This window comes from Escherichia sp. MAL-1 (assembly GCF_052948035.1).
Window position 1 is genome coordinate 2,659,143 of the sequence record NZ_CM129609.1, and the last position, 18,495, is coordinate 2,677,637.

The following is an 18,495-nucleotide window of genomic DNA, read 5'->3' on the forward strand; positions in this document are numbered from 1 at the left end:
AAAATTTAACTCCTCTTAGATCTTACTTCACTGTTCCTTATGAAACAATCATCAAAATGAATCATATTGTAGTTAAGATTTTACTTTAAACACTGCTCGGTTATGTATTGCTGAGCACCTTCAAGTTGGGCCTGCATCATTACCAGTCGTTCCCGGAGGGTGAAATAATCCCGTTCAACGGTGTCTGCCAGTCGGGGGGAGGCTGCATTATCCACGCCGGAGGCGGTGGTGGCTTCACGCACTGACTGACAGACTGCTTTGATGTGCAACCGACGACGACCAGCGGCAACATCATCACGCAGAACATCATTTTCAGCTTTCGCATCAGCTAACTCCTTCGTGTATTTTGCATCGAGCGCAGCAACATCACGCTGACGCATCTGCATGTCAGTAATTGCCGCGTTCGCCAGCTTCAGTTCTCTGGCATTTTTGTCGCGCTGTTCTTTGTAGGCGATGGCGTTATCACGGTAATGATTAACACCCCATGACAGGCAGACGACGATGCAGATAACCAGAGCGGAGATAATCGCGGTTACTCTGTTCATTGCTGACCCCACAAACAGATTTCACGCTCAATCTCACGACGAGTCATGAGACCTTTCCATTGCTTACCGCCAGCATATGTCCAGCGACGTAGCTGATCACATGCGCCTTTGATATCGCCCTGGTTTATTTTGCGAAGAAGCGTCGATGTTCTGAAATTGCCAGCACCCACGTTGTAAACGAATGAGTAAAGAGCGCCGCGCGTTGTTTCCGGTATATCGACTTTGATGTACGGGTTAATTTGTCTGGCGACCGTGGCAAGGTCTTTATTCAAGAGTGTTTTGCATTCTGCTTTGGTATACGTTTTACCGAGCATGATGTCTTTTCCTGTATGCCCGTGACATACAGTCCATACACCAACAATATCTTTGTATGGTATGTAGCTGACACCTTCCAGACCATCGTTACCACTTGGGCCAGTGATTAACACTGATGCTATAGCAATTGCTCCGCCACCAATAGCAGCAGCAACGACTTTTCGTAATGATGGAGGCATTATTCACCTCTCGCAGCCTTGCGCTTATCTTCTTTAATCTTGAAATAAAGGTTTGTCAGGTACGTCAGCAGGCCAAATACCAGACTACCCAGCACACCGATTGCAGCCCACTGTGACGGAGTTACTCTATCGAGCAACTGTAAAAACCAGTAGCCAGCACTGCCTGCGGAGGTGCCGTAGGCAATGCCTGTTGAAATTTTGTCCATGGATTTCATAGCCTCACCTCCGCACGGAACGGATGGCATAGTTATTATGTGTAGGCTTTCAGACACATCAATCAGAGCCTTAATTGATATATATGCTGGAGACGATGCAATATAAAAAGCTCGCCGTAGCGAGCTAATAAAATGTATTTCTCTGATATTATGTTTATTTGTATTAGCTCAGACTTGACATCACAGGTTTCGTATATAGAACATCATCAAATCTGTCAGTTTGCTATGAATGAGATATAGTAATTGAAGAGCTAACCTCGCATGTCAAAGCCAGATTTCTGAAAATCTCTGTAGACTTCCGGATTGTTGAAGGCCGGAAATTTGGCTTTATGAGCTGCGGACTTTATCGCTTCGCAATAGGCTTTATCACCGTTACTGGTAGATATTTTTAACGCCGTGCCATCCTGAGAGAATTCCATATGCAACCTGCATTTTTTCCCTTTCCAGTTATGCGGCTCATCAAGTTTGGCATTAATTGCAGCTCTGATTCCCCGCGCTTGCGCCCCCCATTCATCCTGATCATCCCAGCGTCCTGAACTGCAACTACCTGTAGCAGTAGTTTTGTGGCAATCTGAAGGGTGTAAAGGTGTGCATCCCGCAACAAAACCGACCCAAAAAGTCAACATAACGATTTTCTTTAATCCCACTTCTTGCTCCTCAATCCATTAAAATCTCAGCAATAGTAGTTGTTACGTCCGCCACTGGCTCAGAGCTGACTATCCGCTAAATTTAGCTCAGTGCCGTAGCTGTGTCAGAACAAACCTAAGCCGAAACCGTTTATTACAAAACAATAAATATCAGGGTTTAAAATCCAGCACCCCATTTTGAAATACTTTATATACTTCCGGCGAAGGGGGGGCAGGTATATCAGCATTCTTTATCGCATTCATCGCTTCACGACATAAATCGAGGTCTCCACTTTCTCTTTTAACCTCCAGTAGAAGGCCATTCGGGGCCATATGCATTCTCAGTGTACACTCTTTTCCTGAATACTTACTCGCATCCCCGAACTGTTTTTCGATGGCGCTCTTGATTTGATGGGCATACAGACGGATATCCTCACTAACATCAGAAGTACGTTCAGATGAACTCACATACTGTGTCTCTATTGCTTTATCGGAGTAATATGATGTACGGTCATGATAATTTGTCGATACAGCATCAGTGCACCCGATAATAATCCCACTAATAATCAACGTAAGAATTGATGCGCTACGAAAACCCATTTTTCCTCACATATGTCATATAGTAAAGGATTATATATACCGTTGTTTTGGACGCTCAAACAGCGAATCAGATCAAATAAAACGCACATTTGTTAACATTTACACAAAGTCTGCGTGGGATATTCTGAAAGAATATCCATAATGTGGAGAGAATCTATTGAAGTGCATGGTGCCGGGTGCCTCCCGGTGAACAAAATGTTCGTGATACCTGTCGGCGACAGAAAAGGTTAATGGTATCACCCCACCGCACAGGGGGATTCACCATGCAGGAGTTTTCTTAGCAAACTCACTGCGCGCCCGGCAACTCCCAACCACATAAAATGCGGAGTTTGTGGTATTTATGCATATAACTCGCAGGAATTATCTTAAAAAACTGATGTCGATCCGGATTAAAAAGAAGCAGGTCATCATCAGATGACTGGAAAAAAGGAAAACAAAAAATACTCATCATACAGTTTTGATTGCAGGGATGAGCCTGCTATGCACAATATGCAGAATATAAGCAAGATAAAAATATGCAGGCATATTATTTCGGATTTTGTTATTAACACAACCTTTTTAATAATCATTTGGCATACAATAAACCAGCCCAAAAAGAACCGCCTAAACAGGCGGTTGGTCAATACAAAGGATGCTTCGTCTTTATTATAGTAATCTGAGGCGTCGGGTGTCTTGTATCAGACAACATATTGTCCCGCTAAACAGCGAATTACAAACCACCCTGCAATGATCTCTCATCTCATTTTATATGAGTTGACGACATCAGGATAACGCATCATCAGCCCCTGCCAAGAAATATCAAAACTCCCGCCAGCAATGTGTTATCACAATATTGTAAAAAAAACACAGCACCGAAACTATAACTGGTCTCTGTTATAATTTGGAGCAGAAAGACCAGTTGCCCAACTAGCAGCATTCTCCCCTGCTTTCCTGACGTAAAAAAACCGCATTAAGCGGTTTTTTTACGATGTCCATGTCTGCAATCCGCCTCGCGATACAGCTTTGCGAAGCATAGCAAAATTGAAGCAGTTTATACGTAAGAAATCAAGCCATTTTCTCAGCAAATGATTCACGCATGGGAATATATAGGGCATACTCAGCAACAGCTAACCAATTAGCAATCCGTTTTTCGCATGTGCTAAAACACCACTCTGGGTGTGCATCATTTAGCAATTCAGCCATTTTGCGCTTAGTCATCCCCCGCCCTTCATAGCGTTGCCGGAGAATGCAAATCAATCCTGGATGCTCTGCCAGCACCTCACTTATGACTCGATCAATACATAACGCCTCTGCATCAGTACAATGCGCCAGCCAGCTCTTTTGCTTGCCGTTGATCATCTCTCGCAAAAACGCTTCCAGCTCAGCTTTCTCTATTCCCGCTTTTTTCATTCTGCGCAGGGCTTCATTAATGGCTGTTTTCGTCAGTTTTTTGGATGCCAACAACTGATTGAACATATTCCCTGACCTGCCACCGCCAATATACGACCAGCGCCCCCACATACGTAGTTTTCCCTGAATCCAGACACTTTCCAGCGTGGTGAGGCGAAGGTGTTCTCCGCTTTTTCCTGTATTCGTTGGGTAAATCATAAATGACCTTTCTTTCTCCAGATTTCTTGTGTGCGAAAAACCCCTTCAGCATGCATCAGGCGCAATTCTTCTTTGGTGTAATCGCTGGTTTTTACCCGCCCGTCGATTAGATCGTGGCATGAGCTACAGGCTATCGCCGCCTGCATATCGTGTGGTTTTGTCGCTGTTCCGCACGTCCCCGCCAGCCTGTAATGCGCCAGCACAGAGGTTTCGGGATTGTGATTGCAGTAGCCAGGGATTCTGATCTGGCACATCTGGCCTTTAGCCGCTTTACGTAAATTCACCATTACGCAAACTCCAGTAGTTGTGCGGCCACATTTTCAACTTCCTCCTGAGAGGAGAATTTACGAAACAGAATCCAGTTCCACAGCACATTCAGTACAGATTTATAAACCTGCTGAAACTCGACTTCGTCCATATTCGCAAAAGCGATGGATTTTGCCCGACGCCCACGGCTACCGTCCGGATAAATATGCTCGGTGTAAAATCCGGCCTGAATGGTTACCCACTCGCGGAAAGCCTCAAACGACTTTAGCAACGCCGTATCCCGGGTTCTACGAGTCGCAACGGTGTTAAGGTATTGCTCTGCGGCATCACTCAGGGCTGGCGTGTGTTCCCGACCAACTGATTCGCACAGGTAATCAACGAAACCAGACAGCAGTTCTCGTTCGCGAGGCGTGATCGCCCCACCGACCGGAGTCCAGTAATCGAATCCCAGTTGCAGGAGTTTGAAAAAACGCTTGTGGAATGCGTAGTTACGCACACGCTTAAAGTCTGCGTGTATCCACTCACCTATTTTGATTTGATGCAGAAAATCGCAACTCTCCGGCGTCGCCGGGAGAAGTAAACCAGAAGAAGTTTGTTTGACCAGTTGTATATGCGCCATTTCTCAATCTCTCGATGGCGCAGCGCAGCAGATGCCAGTTGTTCAGGCTGACGAATAAAGTATAAATAAACTGGCTATGGTGTAAAGCCCCACATAGCATGAACAAACACTACATATCAAATAGCTGGTACAAGGATAGAAATACGACATTTATTATTAAAAACGATTAGATAAATTACATTTTAATGTTATGCAAAAGTTCTTTTTTATCATAACATTTCAATAAAAGCATTACAGATGCAATCATCCCGTCATCATCAATTATTTAAGGTGGTTAAACATGGAAAATAACAAGTTCGCACATCTCGCTCCTTTTTTATCCGTAATCCTTTTCGCTTGTTGTTTTATATGGGCATTATTTTTATAAAGTAGCCACATGATAAGTTGCTGGAATCATATTTCCCACTCAAGTCATTAACATTTGATAAGATATATCTAAAAGGACGCCTTTACATTATTTATGTGCATATAATTTATTTATATACACAGTAAAGGTATCCTGGGAAAATATTTATCGTTAAAAAATACATCATAAATAATCAAGCTGAAATTTCAGAACACAACTAATACACACAATAAGGTTCAGTAACAATAATCTATGTGGACTACATCGAGATTTTTTGATTAAACTTTAATAACTTATTCCTAACACACAGAATGCATAAACTAAAAGTAAAACAAATAGTTATACGAAAAACAACCATATTTATTATATCTTCTCCTCTAATCAACATATCAATTATGTGTTTCATAACAGCTTGACATAACCCTCAAAAACACGCATTTATAATGCATGTTTTTGAGGAGGTGGTTATGACACACAAGAGAATTCCTAAAGATTGGGTAATCAAACGCTCAACTCCGTTCTTCACAAAAGAGAACGTACCTTCAGCGTTATTAACACATCATAATACAGCAGCAGGTGTTTTTGGGCAGTTGTGCGTAATGGAAGGCACTGTAACATATTATGGTTTTACTGATGAGAATGCTACTGAACCGGAGATAAAAGTAGTCATTAATGCTGGCGCTTTTGCAACAAGCCCACCACAATACTGGCACCGTGTTGAACTAAGCGATGATGCTCAGTTTAATATTAACTTTTGGGTCGCTCCAGACTTCTCGGGCGAAAAAGTCTATAGCACCAAAAAATAGATGATCATATTAAAAATGCTTTAACAGTCAGACCCGGCAGGGCTATCCCCGACGGGTCTCATTTTTGTAAATATATTGGTTCTACATTGACAGGAGACTTCAACCATAAGAAGTAATCTGAATACTTGAGCAATAAATTTACTTAAGATTAATGAGCGCACCTTGCCGGACAAAGATAAACCAAGGTAACACCTTTTTTCTAGCCAGTATGTAATCAATCAGAAAGCCGCTCCATAAGAACAACAGCAAGACAATAAATTGCCATTACAGCCGCAATAGCTAGCGCACATTTGAGAACCAGCACGACAACCTCCTGTATTGGACGTACACCAGTTCTGATAAATATGAGGCTGTCTCATCATTGATTCAATATAACTATTGGGTATAGTTTCTGTGATTTTGTTCTGTAGAAATGGAACACAACAACCAGTCACCACCAGCACTTCTTTAAATACGCCAAGTCCGACGCAAGCTAACCTTCTAGTCCGCTTTGAGCGAGGAGCGGACCAAACCCGGCCAACTGACTCTTAAAGGGGCCGCAGGAATTTTTCGTCTGAACTTTCGAAGCTCCTCTCCCTGAAGACAGAAAACTTCTGTGTGCTGTGGGAATATTGAATCTTTGCCTTAGATATAAATAATTTTATCCCGCCTGAAGTTTACATTATTTTATTTATCTGTTTTTCTAAATCAGACTGCACTCCTTACTTAAATCAGGAGCCAGTCATGCCATTTGTTATTTATGTGTTTACTATCAGTGCCTTTGCGCTCGGACTCGCGGAATTTGTCCCCATTGGGCTGACAGACGTTATGGCTCAGGGGTTGTGTGTGGGTGTGGAGCAGACCGGGGCAGCGGTTACAACCTATGCACTGGGGGCAACGTTCGCGGCACCCGTACTGTCTGCGCTGACAGCAAGCTGGAGCCGGAAAAATGTAATGCTTACAACTGCCGTTGTGTTTACTGCCGGTAGTCTGGCGGCCGCGTTTGCAGCCACATTACCTCAGCTCCTGTTAGCGCGGTTCATTGCTGGTCTGGGACACGGCCTGTTTCTGGCTGCGGCATCCAGTACCGCAGCTCGTCTTGCTGGACCGGGTAAAGCAGGCAGAGCGGTGGCTGTGGTATTTGGTGGCTTTACTCTGGCGATGGCAATCGGCGTACCGCTGAGTACATGGTTGGGGGGGGTGGTCTCATGGCGTCCAGTTCTCGGCGCTATTGCCGCTTTTGGCGCGTTCGGATTCCTTGGACTGTTGTTCGGTATGAAAGATCCCGTACGCAGCGTGCCCGGTGAACATAGTGACTCAGCAATGCAGAATATCGGCATGCTGTTTAACCGTAAGTTGCTGGCCGGCGCGCTGGTTACGGTGCTGGCGTATGCAGGCTCGTTTACGGCTTACACCTTTATCGCACCTATTCTGACGCAGGTGACAGGGGTTACCGGAGCAACGGTGAGTCTGTTTATGCTGGTTTACGGTATTACAGCTGCGGTAGGTAATATTCTTGGTGGGAAACTTACCGACAGCATGGGGGTTAATCGTGCCAATATACTCATCATTAGCGGCATTGTTGTTGTCGTGCTTGGTATGTGGCTGCTGTCATCCTCACCGGTGAGCATGGGCATTCTGGTTGCGCTGCTGGGTATGGTGACATTTGCCGCAGTGCCGGCACTGCAGGCCCGTCTGATTGGTGTCGCTGAGCAACATGCTCCTCATGCGCATGGTGTTGCTGCCGGCCTGAATATTGCGGGCTTCAACTCAGGTATAGCGCTGGGATCAGTACTGGGCAGCATTACTATAAGCCACGCCGGTATCGTGTATACCGGTATCAGCGGTGCGATTGTTTCTCTGCTCGGCCTGCTGTTGCTGCTTGCACAAATCCGTCGCAGCCACAGTCGTAAATTTCAACAGGTTAAAATCGTAGGCCAGTAAAGGGAGGTTATATGCTTACCCGTGAAAATATGCTTAATGGCACATTTGTCAGGGTGCATGAAGCGCTGCTCCCGGCGAATATGCTCTGGGACGCTGAAAAAATACGCGCATCAATGAACTCTACTCTGGAGGAGCGCCCGACGGGTGCTCCTGTCTGGATATTTGCCTACGGGTCATTGATGTGGAATCCCGTGCTGGCGATTGAAGAAATGCAACGGGCCCGTCTGAAAGGATGGCAGCGCAGTTTCTGCATTCGTTTGATATCCGGACGAGCGACTCCTGATGTCCCCGGCAGGATGTTATCGCTCGACGAAGGTGGAATTACCGAAGGTATTGCGTTCAGACTGCCGGAATCGACTCTTATTAATGAGCTGGAAATTGTCTGGACGCGCGAGATGATAACCGGTCTTTACCGTCCGGTCTGGGCAGACGTTTCGCTAGGAAACGGTGAGGAAATTCAGGCGCTGGCTTTCGTATCAGACAGACTGCATCCGCATTATGAACAGGACAATCTTACAGCGACCGTAGCGTTGAGCATCGCATCTGCCCGTGGAGACATTGGCACGAATGCAGATTATGTATGGAAACTGCAGGCCACTCTGGGTGCGTTGGGAATACGGGATGATTACGTGAGTGAACTGGCCCTTGCTCTGCATGAGGCTCCCTGTAACGATAAACTTCATCAGCGAGGCGCTTCACTATGAGCCATCTGAGCCATCTGCGAACGTTTCTTGAGGCCTATCGCTCTGGCTCCTTTTCAAAGGCGGCAGAACTACTGGGCATCACTCAGCCCGCGGCGTCACAGCATATCCAGTCTCTTGAGACTCTGGTTGGTAAGCGTCTGTTTATCAGGCAGGCCAGAGGCGTGACGGCAACCGAAGCTGCGGATGAGCTTGCCCGCTCAGTTTCACCCTTCATTGATGGTCTGGAAGAAAAGCTGTCCTCTTTCCGGTCAGGCTCTGTACGCGGGGGAACAATTAATCTGGCAGGACCGCCAGATTTTATTCATTCCCGGCTTGGGACAGTAATGGCTCCACTAATGAAGGAGGGGTATCGCCTACGCTTTCATACCGGCAATAAGCAACGTATTTATTCCCTTTTGCATGACGGGAGCGCCGATCTCGCTGTTACCGCATCTATGCCTGATGACCGTCTGTACGGCTATGCACATCTACTGACTGAACGCATGCTCCTTGTTCATGCTCCCGCCATGTCAGAGATCATCGGATCAGAACCTGGTGCTGAAACGCTTGCCTCATTACCGCTGATTGCTTATGACGAAGAGTTGCCACTGATTAGAGCGCTCTGGGCCTCCATGTTTCAGAGAGCCCCTGAGATGCAGGCTACATTCACCATTCCGGATTTACGTATTATCCGCGACTTGGTCTGTGACGGCCACGGGTGGACAGTGCTGCCGGATTATCACTGTGACAATGACCTGAAAAGTGGTCGCCTGATTTCAGTGACACCTGCAGACCTCGCTCCGACTAATCATCTTTATCTGGTCTGGAACAAAAGGACGGCTAATAACAGCCGAACCGCCTATGTTCGGGATTACATTCTTAAAACGTTTCCGCGTTGATGTTTGAAACGGATGATTGGCGATGCGTATCATAAGTTACGTATGTCCGCTTCTGGCACAAAGCAGACGCCCACTCTCACGCGAATGCTTTGCCCTTGACTTGCCAACAACCGTATCGCTTGCTCCGCAACTATGGTTTTTTATTAGAATCTTCGCCACTAAATAAATTATAATAAATTGATTTTATTAGATATCTATCAGAATCTATATGGTCAGCACGAGTAGCATGCTCTAATGTTTCAAATGCTAGGGTTTGTGCGGCTTCAGCAAAAATTCCAGGCCAACCCTTACTCAGCATCGACAGTCCTTTAAGTACCCTTATCTGAATTTCCCTCATACTGGCACCATCGCGCGCAACAGGTGAGAAAAAGTCTTCAAGTAGATCGTTATTCTGAAGTGGTGCAACATGTACAGAAGGATATTTCACTTCTATTTCATCAGATTTATTCTGCGCGTAAGCGGAAAGTATACGTACACCTCTGCCAATGACATCAATGGCGGTTCCAGGATCGTTCACTGCGGGGGAAAGGGCTCGGCAGGCTATTTCGGCCATGACGCTAAGACAAAATCGGGGGTCCTGAGCAAATGAACGTACATCCGAGACAATAATCGTCTCAAGTAAATCGGTGCTGATTGATGACTCCTGGCCCTGACTCAGGTACAAAACTGGCGTGGACGGATGTATGAAACTGCCCGGCTGCGCCACGAGGTATACATGACGGGGATCATTGGTCAGCAGCTTGCTGAGTTTCACCATATCAACATATTCAACATAGCCAATCTTTTTCGGATAAACTGCAACCGTTCCTTTCGGCTGTTCATTGTTCTCAAGCCATGGATATCCGCCGAGACAGGGATTTCTTGCTCTCGCAATAAATGTTTCGATGGCCGCCTGTTCTACTTTTGCCGTTGTCTCACCAACCCTCCCCAGAGAGGTCAAATGCTGTATCCAGCGAAGCAATGTGATGAGGATTAAGGCAATGACAACCAGTGTTACAATGAATAAAATGACTCTCCCCCTTTCTCCATAAGCTCCCATATTGAGGGCAATAATCCCTACCAGACTGAAGAGAAAAGAACCGATGAAGGTGGCCAGTACATTTTGTGTGGTGACGTCTTCAACAACTAAACGAGTAGCTCTGGGAGTCACATTAGTAGTGGCTGAACCGTAGGCTGTGACCATGATGCTCAGCGAAAATGTGGTCACTGCCAGCATACTCGATGCCAGTATGTTCAGAATGTTATCGACTGCTTCCGCACCAACCTTCACGGAAACCGACTCAGGTATCATTGATTTAAAAAGAATTGATAAAAGGGCCGTTATTATTGCGACAATTGCGAATAACGTTGCCCTGAACCATAGTTTTTTAAATGTCTGCTTCAGCATCCATTTCCAGCGTGAAATCATTCTGCATTCCCTCATATTGCAGCCGGGATAAATAAATGCCGCCTCTGTGGCGGCATGTTGCTGTTAACGAACCAGATGCAGGAAGTGCAGGTGTTTTTCGTACTGGTCCAGTATGTCATTAATCAGCTGTTCCTGATTCCAGCCCATTACATCATAATTTTGGCCGCCCTCTTTGAGATAGACTTCAGCGCGATAATATCGATGTTGTTCACTCTGCTGCTCATCATTATCCAGCGCAGCGAGCGCGAAGGTCGGTGAGTTATACCCGCGAAGCCTCACTTCATATATATAATTCAGCTCGTTGCCCAAATCGACTTCAAGGCGAATACGATCCTCGGCGGCGTCACTGATGTGGCTTATCGTTCCCTGCTTGTTAAGTTCCTCCTGAACCAGCGTCATGGCGGGTTGGATAATGTCGTCCATAAAACGTTTCACAAGAGAGCGCTTCGGCAAATACGCGATATTGCGTAACCTTCTCTGCCAGGGAATTGGGTTACGTGCAGCCGTAGGAGCAATAGTCGCCATGCTAAGGCTTTCACGCTTGGTCAAATCCCGACGCAGGGCTTTTAACAGTCCGTATATGGATATTAATAAGATAACTGAGAAGGGCAATGCACTCGCTATCGTTACGGTTTGCAACGCACTCAGCCCCCCTGCGATCAGCAGGGCAATAGCAACAACGCCCATGAGCGATGCCCAGAAAATTCGCTGCCAGACGGGCGTGTTTGCCACCCCACCTGATGCCAGAGTATCCACAACCATTGCCCCCGAATCAGCAGACGTTACAAAGAAGACGATGACCATCGCCATTGCAATGAATGACAGCACGGAAGAGAACGGGAAATGCTCCAGGAAATTAAACAGGGCAAGCGCAACATCCTGCTGAACGGTATTGGCGAGGTCAGTGGCGCCCTGGTTCATGATGAGATAGATGGCGCTGTTTCCAAACACCGTCATCCACATGAGCGTAAAGCCGGCGGGAACAAACAACACGCCAGTCACGAACTCACGAATTGTCCTGCCGCGGGAAACGCGTGCAATGAACATACCTACAAACGGCGACCATGAAAGCCACCATCCCCAGTATAATAATGTCCAGCCCCCCAGCCAGTTGCTCGACTTGGGTTCATACGCGTAAAGGTTGAACGTTTTACTCACCAGTTCCGACAGATAACCACCCGTATTTTCCACAAATGACTTCAGCAGAAGCACAGTGGGACCCAGGCACAAGACCAGCGCCAGGAGCAACACCGCCAGGCCCAGATTAAGCTCAGACAGGATGCGTATTCCCTTGTCCAGGCCGGACACCACCGAAATCGTCGCTAACCCCGTGATGACCACGATCAAAATGACCTGTACCGTTTCATTGATGGGCACGCCGAAAAGATGGTTCAAACCGGCATTCACCTGCAATACACCGTAACCCAGCGATGTTGCAACGCCAAAGACAGTGCCTATCACGGCGAAGATATCAACCGCGTGGCCTATAGGCCCGTAAATGCGATCGCCGATAATGGGATAGAGCGCAGAACGCAGCGTTAAAGGCAGACCGTGACGGTAACTGAAAAAGGCCAGAATCAGCGCCACGATGGCATAAATTGCCCATGCGTGCAGACCCCAGTGGAAGAACGTCAGGCGCATGGCTTCCTTCGCTGCCGCAACGGTCTCTGGAGTGCCGACAGGTGGCGAAAGATAATGCATCACAGGTTCGGCAACGCCAAAGAACATCAGGCCGATCCCCATCCCTGCCGAAAAAAGCATCGCGAACCAGGAGTGGTAGCTGAAATCAGGCTGCGCATGGTCTGGGCCCAGCTTTATATCACCGTAACGTGAGAGTCCAAGGAACGTGACGCTCAGTAAAATCAGGGCCACAGCAAGTATGTAGAACCAGCTGGCATTCGTGAAGATTTGTTGCTGAAGTAGTTTAAAATTTTTGTCGGCGACATCCGGGAATACGGCGGCAAAGGCGACAAGAAGGAAAATTAGCAAAGCAGATGTAAAGAATACCGCTTTGTTAATCTGGCTTGTAGACTTCTTTGGGGTTGTATCATTTTCACTCATAATCATTTATTCCATTAATTAAATCCGCACTGGATAGAAGGTACTACCTCTCACAGAGTAGCAAAGTTCAACTGGCTATGCGGGGTTAATCGGAATGCATGGTGGAATGAGTGCCGATACAAATCATCCTATATTCTAAGGAGTTTTAAGTTACTCAGCCTGCCAATTACTGGGGCATTTAATTTGTATGATCTGTATCAAAGCTGGGATATAAGTTAAGTGAAGTATATTAGGCACGAATTACCAGCGTCTGCTCTTGGCACAAAGCGGACAACCACGCTAGCTCTACCCTGTGCCACAAAATGTCAATTTGCATCTGAACTAATGCACTTTAATCTCGTCACTTCAATAAATACCGAACATCCCCCTGATAAAACGACAATATGCGCTGCATAACTTCGCTCTTCCGGCACTCGCGACAGATTATGTTTAGGCGACTGTCGTAGCGACGTATTTCTCCGTCAGGTAATGACCAGATAAGGTCCGGATCAACCACAACCGGTTTCTTCAGCTTTGCCCTCGATAATTTTTTGCGGGCATTTTGCCAGTCTTTACGAGCCTGTTCAGACGGGAACAACCCGTAGCCAGAATTGTATACATCGCCACTGGCAACCAGCTCTCTGGCCAGAACGCTCATCAGATATCTTGTTGCCCCAGTTTTAGCTTCCAGTTGTCGTAACGTCTCGCGCCCACTCTGGCGTACGAGTTCAAGAACCTGCCCTTTAATTTTTTCCCGCTCTTCTTGTGTAAAAACTTTTGCCACAAGCCCTCCTGAAAATTACCTCATGACCAGAAATTAACACTTACCCCCTGAAGCCCGGCGGAATTTCGTTATCCGGTTCAGAAATATGATTCACACAACGCTGGTTGTTCGTGCCGCTTACCGGGAGCAACCAGGGGTTCTCAAAATTCCGGTCCGGTCCAAAAAACGTCGTCGCTCGCTGAACAAATTCCGTTCCCGTTTTCCCGGTAGCCGCCAAGTATCTTGCGTAACGCCTCACGCCATCCAGCATGGCCTCTGGTGGCACCCCCTCGCGTAATCTGGCCTTCCAGGCACTGAAAGCGGATTTCTTCGGGTTTGCCCCAGCACGCAACGGGTACTCCCGCCAGACCTGTTCGAACACATCCGGATAATCCACTCGTCCCACAGACTGCCCGGTGTTTTCCGGGACTACCCGATCGGCTTCCCGCTGAATGGCGGAATCGGCTTCAGGCTGCTGCAGTTGGTGTGATTGCTCCGCCCTTGCGGTCATCACCTGCTGCACAGCGCCCGAATCGGCTTTCAGCGCATACGCTGAATCGGCTTCCGGTGTCGTGCCTGCTGGCTGACCAAGATTGACGGTCTGAACATCCCCTGCCTGGTTCGTGGCGTTTTTTACGCCATGGACCATAGTGTTTTGATCTTCTTGATCTGTATCTTTATCTGTATCTTTATCTGTCGTGACTCGTCGTGACATGTGCGTGACATTTCGTGACGCGCCGTGACAATCGCCATTTTGTTCCCGCTTTCTTTCCCTCTCTCGCTGCGCCCTCTTGCGCTCTGCAGGAGATTTTGCGGTTTGCGAAATATTGCCGTTGTCCTCTTTAAGCACCTGGCGTTTTTCCCATCCAGTGATTAAATCACCATCAAGTACCCGCCCCTGCATCGTCTGCAAAATTGAATCAATTACCTCTTCTGTCACGTCGAGCGCACTTGCCAAATCTTCTGTCGTGACATCAATGTGACCTCGCGTGACATTTCGTGACGCGCTCACCAGGAGGTGGATATACACTGCCATCACTGTTGCAATTGGCTGTCCTGACACCCTGGCAATTGTTCGCCACTTAGGGTCATTTGGCATGTCATGCCATAATCTGAGCCAGGCGTTAGCCATACTCACCTCTTTTGATACCGAATCTTTTTACTCACAAATTGCCGGAAGTGATCCGGTATGAATATTGCGAGTCAATGCACAGCCACAATATTTCCTGCAGGGCCACCACGATTCATCTGGTTGAAACCAGCGATCGCCACTGCGACAAAATCATCAGCGTCTCTCACCAGTCGTTCCCGCGTCTCCACTAGTTCCCGAAAATAGGCTGAGCTATGGCTGCGCATTCGGGCCACCAGCAGAGGTGGCATTGCTTTTTCGATAGCTGGTAACAACGCCTGAATTTTTTCAACTGCATCAGGGGTGTCTTTCTCTACCCAGCGGAAAATTTTCTGGGTATTGCGAGCCAGGGCTTCCGGATGGCTGTCGTCATACAGTTCTGGGAACGTCATACCCAGTTCAAAATAAGCCCTGGTTATTTCAGCTGCCGGAACTTTTTCACCGTCCGGATGCGCCCAGGCATTCATCGCCATGCGGATGTGTTCATGCTTGATTTTCATGAATCAAGCTCCTAGAAAGTGGTTGTGTTAACATTTTGGTATCTTCCAGCTCGGGCCAAATATTCATCCAATCAAAAGGCCTTAGTTGCTGACGTGTAACTTCACCATTACTGGCTCGCTCAATAAGGACACATAACGATGCCCCTAACACTTGACCTTTACTCAATGCCTTTCTTAGATAACCGATGCTGGTACCACACTCGCATGCAAACATACGCTGTTCATCTGACGAAAGAGAATTGAGAAATATTCTTAATTCTTCCATAGCTACTCCTTAGTAAACACAGCAAAGAATACCCATAGGTAAACAAAAGTCAATACCCACAGGTTGTTTACCTTGCAGTAATCGCATCTATTATTTACCTATGGACAAATATGAATTTAGACGACAGCAACTCATCAAAATTCGTGATGAGAAATGCGATGGTAAAGCGGTTAACGTGGCCAGAAAGATCGGGCGCGAGCCTTCTTATGTATCAAGAATGTTGTACCCAGAGGGGAAAAAGGGAAAAAAACGGATCGCTGATGATATGGTGGAGATTATCGAAGAGTCCTTTGGGTTACCCCGGGGATGGATGGATGGTATCGTTTCATCATCAACGAACACAGCCTCCAGTTATGAAACAAGGGTTCTAACGCCACGACAACGTATTTTTTTAGATCTCTTAGACGAACTGCCAGAAAGTGAAGCGGATAACTTATTAAAAACTCTTGAAGAGAAAAAACAGTATTACAATATGATCTACGAAGAAATCCGTAAAAAGAAAGCACAAAACGCATCATAGCTCACCAAACAACTAGTCACCAGTTAAGACACCGCAAAAAGTTACCCATGGGTATTTACTTTTTAAATACCTATGGGTATCCTTCTTTTCATACCAACCCACCCCGCCCCACAGAATGCAGGGCAATACTTCGAGTTACCAGGCAGTGGTCAGGGGTTAAGTAGCCAGCCCGAGGCGTAAGAACATGACGGCGGGATTCAAATTTTGCAGTGCAGCAGTTAGTTCCGCCACCCGGCGTTAAGGGGAGAGATAAGATGGTGCATTACGAAGTAGTTCAGTATTTGATGGATTGTTGCGGTATCACTTACAACCAGGCTGTGCAGGCTTTACGCAGCAACGACTGGGATCTCTGGCAGGCAGAAGTCGCTATACGTAGCAACAAGATGTGAGATTCGCAAAATGCAAAAAATCGACCTCGGCAACAACGAATCCCTGGTGTGCGGCGTGTTCCCCAACCAGGATGGAACGTTCACTGCCATGACGTATACCAAAAGCAAAACATTTAAAACCGAAACTGGTGCGCGCCGATGGTTGGAGAAGCACACAGTAAGCTAACGATTAAAACGTCTACTCCTGCTGTTCCAGAATAACTTCATAAAATGGGAGTATTTTTCGGTGACGAGATAATAAGAACAGTTTGCGCTATCACTCTGATGTTGAATGATGCCCTTCCGTTCTAATTTTTTCATAACCGGGTTACGGCAAGGAGAAGTGATAATAAGATTTCCTGTTTTAAGGAAATCTTTAAATACAGCGATTTCTTTCTCAGATAAACGAAGCAATACTCGTTGCTCTGGTAGTAATGAATAATGCTTTTGAATATGTGCTCGCAATCTTGAGAAGGAAATGGCGACCACGAAAGAAAAGGCAAAAACGATAATCTGAAAGAGCCAAGGTATTTCAGTATAAGCATTGAATGCGACAGTAAACTCTTTCGGTATCAGCCAGAGAGTGAGACCAAAAATGATAATCGTATACATAAGTCTTTCGAGTGGCTCGTTAGCAAAAAGTTTCAACAATGGAGTAAATACATCCAACATATCAATAACTCTCAACTGTAAGGGTATTGAAATGTTAACACAAGCTCTCGCTGTAGGGGTATAGCCGAGACCACCGAAGCCCGGAGGTGGTGAAATAAAACCGGGCACAACACGAAGGCGCATTTCCGATATCCATAAAGAGTCGGTCTTGTCTGTTAAATTTAAATGGTGGGAGTGCGCCTCCGGTTGTAAATAACGACATTGCTGTGTGTAGTCCTGGCGGCATCAGTTTTTTTCTTGAAGTTCGGCTGATGTCCGCCCTTTTTAAAGTGAATTTTGTGATGCGGTGAATGCGGCTAAGCGCACGTGGCACAGTTAAAAGTCATGTCAGTCCTTATTGGTTTGGGTGGGAAAGCCGACTGTAATTGTTAACTGGTTGCAGTCACCTGGAGGCACCAGACACCGCATCAACAAAGTTCATTTGTAAAAATGGAGATAATTATGATTGCACATCACTTCGGAACTGATGAAATACCACGTCAGTGTGTGACTCCTGGCGATTATGTTCTTCATGAAGGCCGGACATATATTGCCTCGGCAAACAATATTAAAAAGCGAAAACTATATATTCGTAACCTGACCACAAAAACATTCATTACTGACCGCATGATTAAAGTCTTCCTCGGTCGTGATGGTTTACCTGTAAAGGCGGAGTCATGGTGATGACTAAGAAAATAAAATGTGCTTACCACCTTTGCAAAAAAGACGTTGAAGAAAGCAAAGCTATTGAAAGAATGCTTCACTTCATGCACGGGATTTTATCAAAAGACGAACCGAGAAAATATTGCAGTGAAGCTTGTGCCGAAAAAGACCAGATGGCACATGAACTTTAATTAATTGACTATTCGAAACTGAATTTATGCCAGAAATGGCAGGTATTCGCTCAACCTTAATTAAGGAGAAAAACATGATTACCAATTATGAAGCCACTGTTGTAACTACCGATGACATTGTTCACGAGGTGAATCTGGAAGGAAAGCGCATTGGCTACGTAATTAAAACAGAAAATAAAGAAACCCCATTCACTGTGGTTGATATCGATGGTCCATCAGGCAACGTAAAAACACTTGATGAAGGTGTCAAAAAAATGTGCCTGGTGCATATCGGAAAGAATCTGCCCGCAGAAAAAAAAGCCGAATTTCTGGCAACTCTAATTGCAATGAAATTAAAAGGTGAAATCTGAAAGAAATAGCCTGCGTATGGCGCAGGCTATGAACAGT

Annotated in this window: 25 protein-coding genes; 10 read left to right on the forward strand and 15 right to left on the reverse strand. The window is 46.3% G+C overall.

What is annotated here, in order from left to right:
- Positions 1-80: 80 nt before the first annotated feature.
- From ACU8XX_RS13140 to ACU8XX_RS13175, 8 genes are all read right to left on the reverse strand, one after another.
- On the reverse strand, positions 81-545 hold the full coding sequence (locus ACU8XX_RS13140) for a lysis protein (RefSeq protein ID WP_240765169.1): 465 nt from the start codon (positions 543-545) through the stop codon (positions 81-83).
- Entirely contained in the window at positions 542-1,039 is a 498-nt protein-coding gene (rrrD, locus tag ACU8XX_RS13145) for a lysozyme RrrD (RefSeq protein WP_001135310.1), read from the reverse strand. The genes ACU8XX_RS13140 and rrrD overlap by 4 nt, the downstream gene beginning before the upstream one ends.
- Positions 1,039-1,254 (reverse strand): phage lysis protein EssD, encoded by a 216-nt coding sequence (essD, locus tag ACU8XX_RS13150; protein ID WP_000839565.1) that lies wholly within the window; start codon positions 1,252-1,254, stop codon positions 1,039-1,041. The genes rrrD and essD overlap by 1 nt, the downstream gene beginning before the upstream one ends.
- Positions 1,255-1,505: 251 nt before the next feature.
- On the reverse strand, positions 1,506-1,880 hold the full coding sequence (locus ACU8XX_RS13155) for a cell envelope integrity TolA C-terminal domain-containing protein (protein WP_001348108.1): 375 nt from the start codon (positions 1,878-1,880) through the stop codon (positions 1,506-1,508).
- A gap of 171 nt (positions 1,881-2,051) precedes the next feature.
- Positions 2,052-2,480 (reverse strand): cell envelope integrity protein TolA, encoded by a 429-nt coding sequence (tolA, locus tag ACU8XX_RS13160; protein ID WP_000506936.1) that lies wholly within the window; start codon positions 2,478-2,480, stop codon positions 2,052-2,054.
- Positions 2,481-3,524: 1,044 nt separating this feature from the next.
- Complete coding sequence (locus tag ACU8XX_RS13165) at positions 3,525-4,067, reverse strand: DUF1133 family protein (protein WP_000640161.1); 543 nt, start codon at positions 4,065-4,067, stop codon at positions 3,525-3,527.
- Positions 4,064-4,354: a DUF1364 domain-containing protein gene (locus ACU8XX_RS13170; RefSeq protein WP_000247763.1), complete on the reverse strand. Its 291-nt coding sequence runs from the start codon at positions 4,352-4,354 to the stop codon at positions 4,064-4,066. Before ACU8XX_RS13170 ends, ACU8XX_RS13165 begins: the two co-directional genes overlap by 4 nt.
- Positions 4,354-4,953, reverse strand: a complete 600-nt coding sequence (locus ACU8XX_RS13175) for a DUF1367 family protein (protein WP_000940319.1) — start codon at positions 4,951-4,953, stop codon at positions 4,354-4,356. The genes ACU8XX_RS13170 and ACU8XX_RS13175 overlap by 1 nt, the downstream gene beginning before the upstream one ends.
- Before the next feature lie 813 nt (positions 4,954-5,766).
- Here ACU8XX_RS13175 and ACU8XX_RS13180 point away from each other — a divergent pair.
- From ACU8XX_RS13180 to ACU8XX_RS13195, 4 genes are all read left to right on the forward strand, one after another.
- Positions 5,767-6,105 (forward strand): DUF1971 domain-containing protein, encoded by a 339-nt coding sequence (locus ACU8XX_RS13180; protein ID WP_000149055.1) that lies wholly within the window; start codon positions 5,767-5,769, stop codon positions 6,103-6,105.
- A gap of 723 nt (positions 6,106-6,828) precedes the next feature.
- Entirely contained in the window at positions 6,829-8,028 is a 1,200-nt protein-coding gene (locus ACU8XX_RS13185; RefSeq protein WP_001117226.1) for an MFS transporter, read from the forward strand.
- A gap of 11 nt (positions 8,029-8,039) precedes the next feature.
- The gene (locus ACU8XX_RS13190; RefSeq protein ID WP_000957772.1) at positions 8,040-8,732 is read left to right on the forward strand and encodes a gamma-glutamylcyclotransferase; all 693 of its coding nucleotides are present in this window, start codon (positions 8,040-8,042) and stop codon (positions 8,730-8,732) included.
- The gene (locus ACU8XX_RS13195; protein WP_000019009.1) at positions 8,729-9,610 is read left to right on the forward strand and encodes a LysR family transcriptional regulator; all 882 of its coding nucleotides are present in this window, start codon (positions 8,729-8,731) and stop codon (positions 9,608-9,610) included. The genes ACU8XX_RS13190 and ACU8XX_RS13195 overlap by 4 nt, the downstream gene beginning before the upstream one ends.
- Positions 9,611-9,740: 130 nt before the next feature.
- Here ACU8XX_RS13195 and ACU8XX_RS13200 read toward each other — a convergent pair whose 3' ends face one another.
- The 6 genes from ACU8XX_RS13200 to ACU8XX_RS13225 form a co-directional block, all read right to left on the reverse strand.
- A complete protein-coding gene (locus tag ACU8XX_RS13200) occupies positions 9,741-11,018 on the reverse strand; it encodes a DUF2254 domain-containing protein (RefSeq protein ID WP_000625667.1) in 1,278 nt (425 codons plus the stop codon).
- A 63-nt stretch (positions 11,019-11,081) separates the two neighbouring features.
- On the reverse strand, positions 11,082-13,079 hold the full coding sequence (locus tag ACU8XX_RS13205) for a BCCT family transporter (protein WP_001676522.1): 1,998 nt from the start codon (positions 13,077-13,079) through the stop codon (positions 11,082-11,084).
- A 340-nt stretch (positions 13,080-13,419) separates the two neighbouring features.
- Positions 13,420-13,842 carry a DUF977 family protein gene (locus ACU8XX_RS13210; RefSeq protein ID WP_001151151.1) on the reverse strand — a complete coding sequence of 141 codons (423 nt, stop codon included), beginning with the start codon at positions 13,840-13,842 and terminating at the stop codon, positions 13,420-13,422.
- Positions 13,843-13,882: 40 nt separating this feature from the next.
- Entirely contained in the window at positions 13,883-14,953 is a 1,071-nt protein-coding gene (locus ACU8XX_RS13215) for a hypothetical protein (protein ID WP_001262352.1), read from the reverse strand.
- Positions 14,954-15,024: 71 nt separating this feature from the next.
- Positions 15,025-15,450 (reverse strand): toxin YdaT family protein, encoded by a 426-nt coding sequence (locus ACU8XX_RS13220; RefSeq protein ID WP_000693836.1) that lies wholly within the window; start codon positions 15,448-15,450, stop codon positions 15,025-15,027.
- Positions 15,434-15,715 (reverse strand): transcriptional regulator, encoded by a 282-nt coding sequence (locus ACU8XX_RS13225; RefSeq protein ID WP_000391949.1) that lies wholly within the window; start codon positions 15,713-15,715, stop codon positions 15,434-15,436. Before ACU8XX_RS13225 ends, ACU8XX_RS13220 begins: the two co-directional genes overlap by 17 nt.
- Positions 15,716-15,815: 100 nt before the next feature.
- Between ACU8XX_RS13225 and ACU8XX_RS13230 the strand changes: the two genes are divergently transcribed.
- The 3 genes from ACU8XX_RS13230 to ACU8XX_RS13240 all read left to right on the forward strand — a co-directional run bounded on the left by ACU8XX_RS13230 (position 15,816) and on the right by ACU8XX_RS13240 (position 16,790).
- Entirely contained in the window at positions 15,816-16,235 is a 420-nt protein-coding gene (locus ACU8XX_RS13230) for a hypothetical protein (RefSeq protein ID WP_000362155.1), read from the forward strand.
- A 254-nt stretch (positions 16,236-16,489) separates the two neighbouring features.
- Positions 16,490-16,624 carry a phage protein gene (locus ACU8XX_RS13235; RefSeq protein ID WP_000233809.1) on the forward strand — a complete coding sequence of 45 codons (135 nt, stop codon included), beginning with the start codon at positions 16,490-16,492 and terminating at the stop codon, positions 16,622-16,624.
- 10 nt (positions 16,625-16,634) lie between these two features.
- A complete protein-coding gene (locus ACU8XX_RS13240) occupies positions 16,635-16,790 on the forward strand; it encodes a YdaF family protein (RefSeq protein ID WP_001169151.1) in 156 nt (51 codons plus the stop codon).
- Here the strand turns inward: ACU8XX_RS13240 and ACU8XX_RS13245 are convergent.
- Complete coding sequence (locus ACU8XX_RS13245; protein WP_001312793.1) at positions 16,787-17,275, reverse strand: superinfection exclusion B family protein; 489 nt, start codon at positions 17,273-17,275, stop codon at positions 16,787-16,789. The genes ACU8XX_RS13240 and ACU8XX_RS13245 overlap by 4 nt on opposite strands.
- A gap of 441 nt (positions 17,276-17,716) precedes the next feature.
- Between ACU8XX_RS13245 and kilR the strand changes: the two genes are divergently transcribed.
- The 3 genes from kilR to ACU8XX_RS13260 all read left to right on the forward strand — a co-directional run bounded on the left by kilR (position 17,717) and on the right by ACU8XX_RS13260 (position 18,458).
- On the forward strand, positions 17,717-17,938 hold the full coding sequence (gene kilR / locus ACU8XX_RS13250; protein ID WP_000560225.1) for a killing protein KilR: 222 nt from the start codon (positions 17,717-17,719) through the stop codon (positions 17,936-17,938).
- Positions 17,938-18,108, forward strand: a complete 171-nt coding sequence (locus tag ACU8XX_RS13255; protein ID WP_001352098.1) for a YdaE family protein — start codon at positions 17,938-17,940, stop codon at positions 18,106-18,108. The genes kilR and ACU8XX_RS13255 overlap by 1 nt, the downstream gene beginning before the upstream one ends.
- A 74-nt stretch (positions 18,109-18,182) precedes the next feature.
- Positions 18,183-18,458 carry a protein RacC gene (locus ACU8XX_RS13260; protein ID WP_000632297.1) on the forward strand — a complete coding sequence of 92 codons (276 nt, stop codon included), beginning with the start codon at positions 18,183-18,185 and terminating at the stop codon, positions 18,456-18,458.
- The last annotated feature ends 37 nt before the right edge of the window (positions 18,459-18,495 follow it).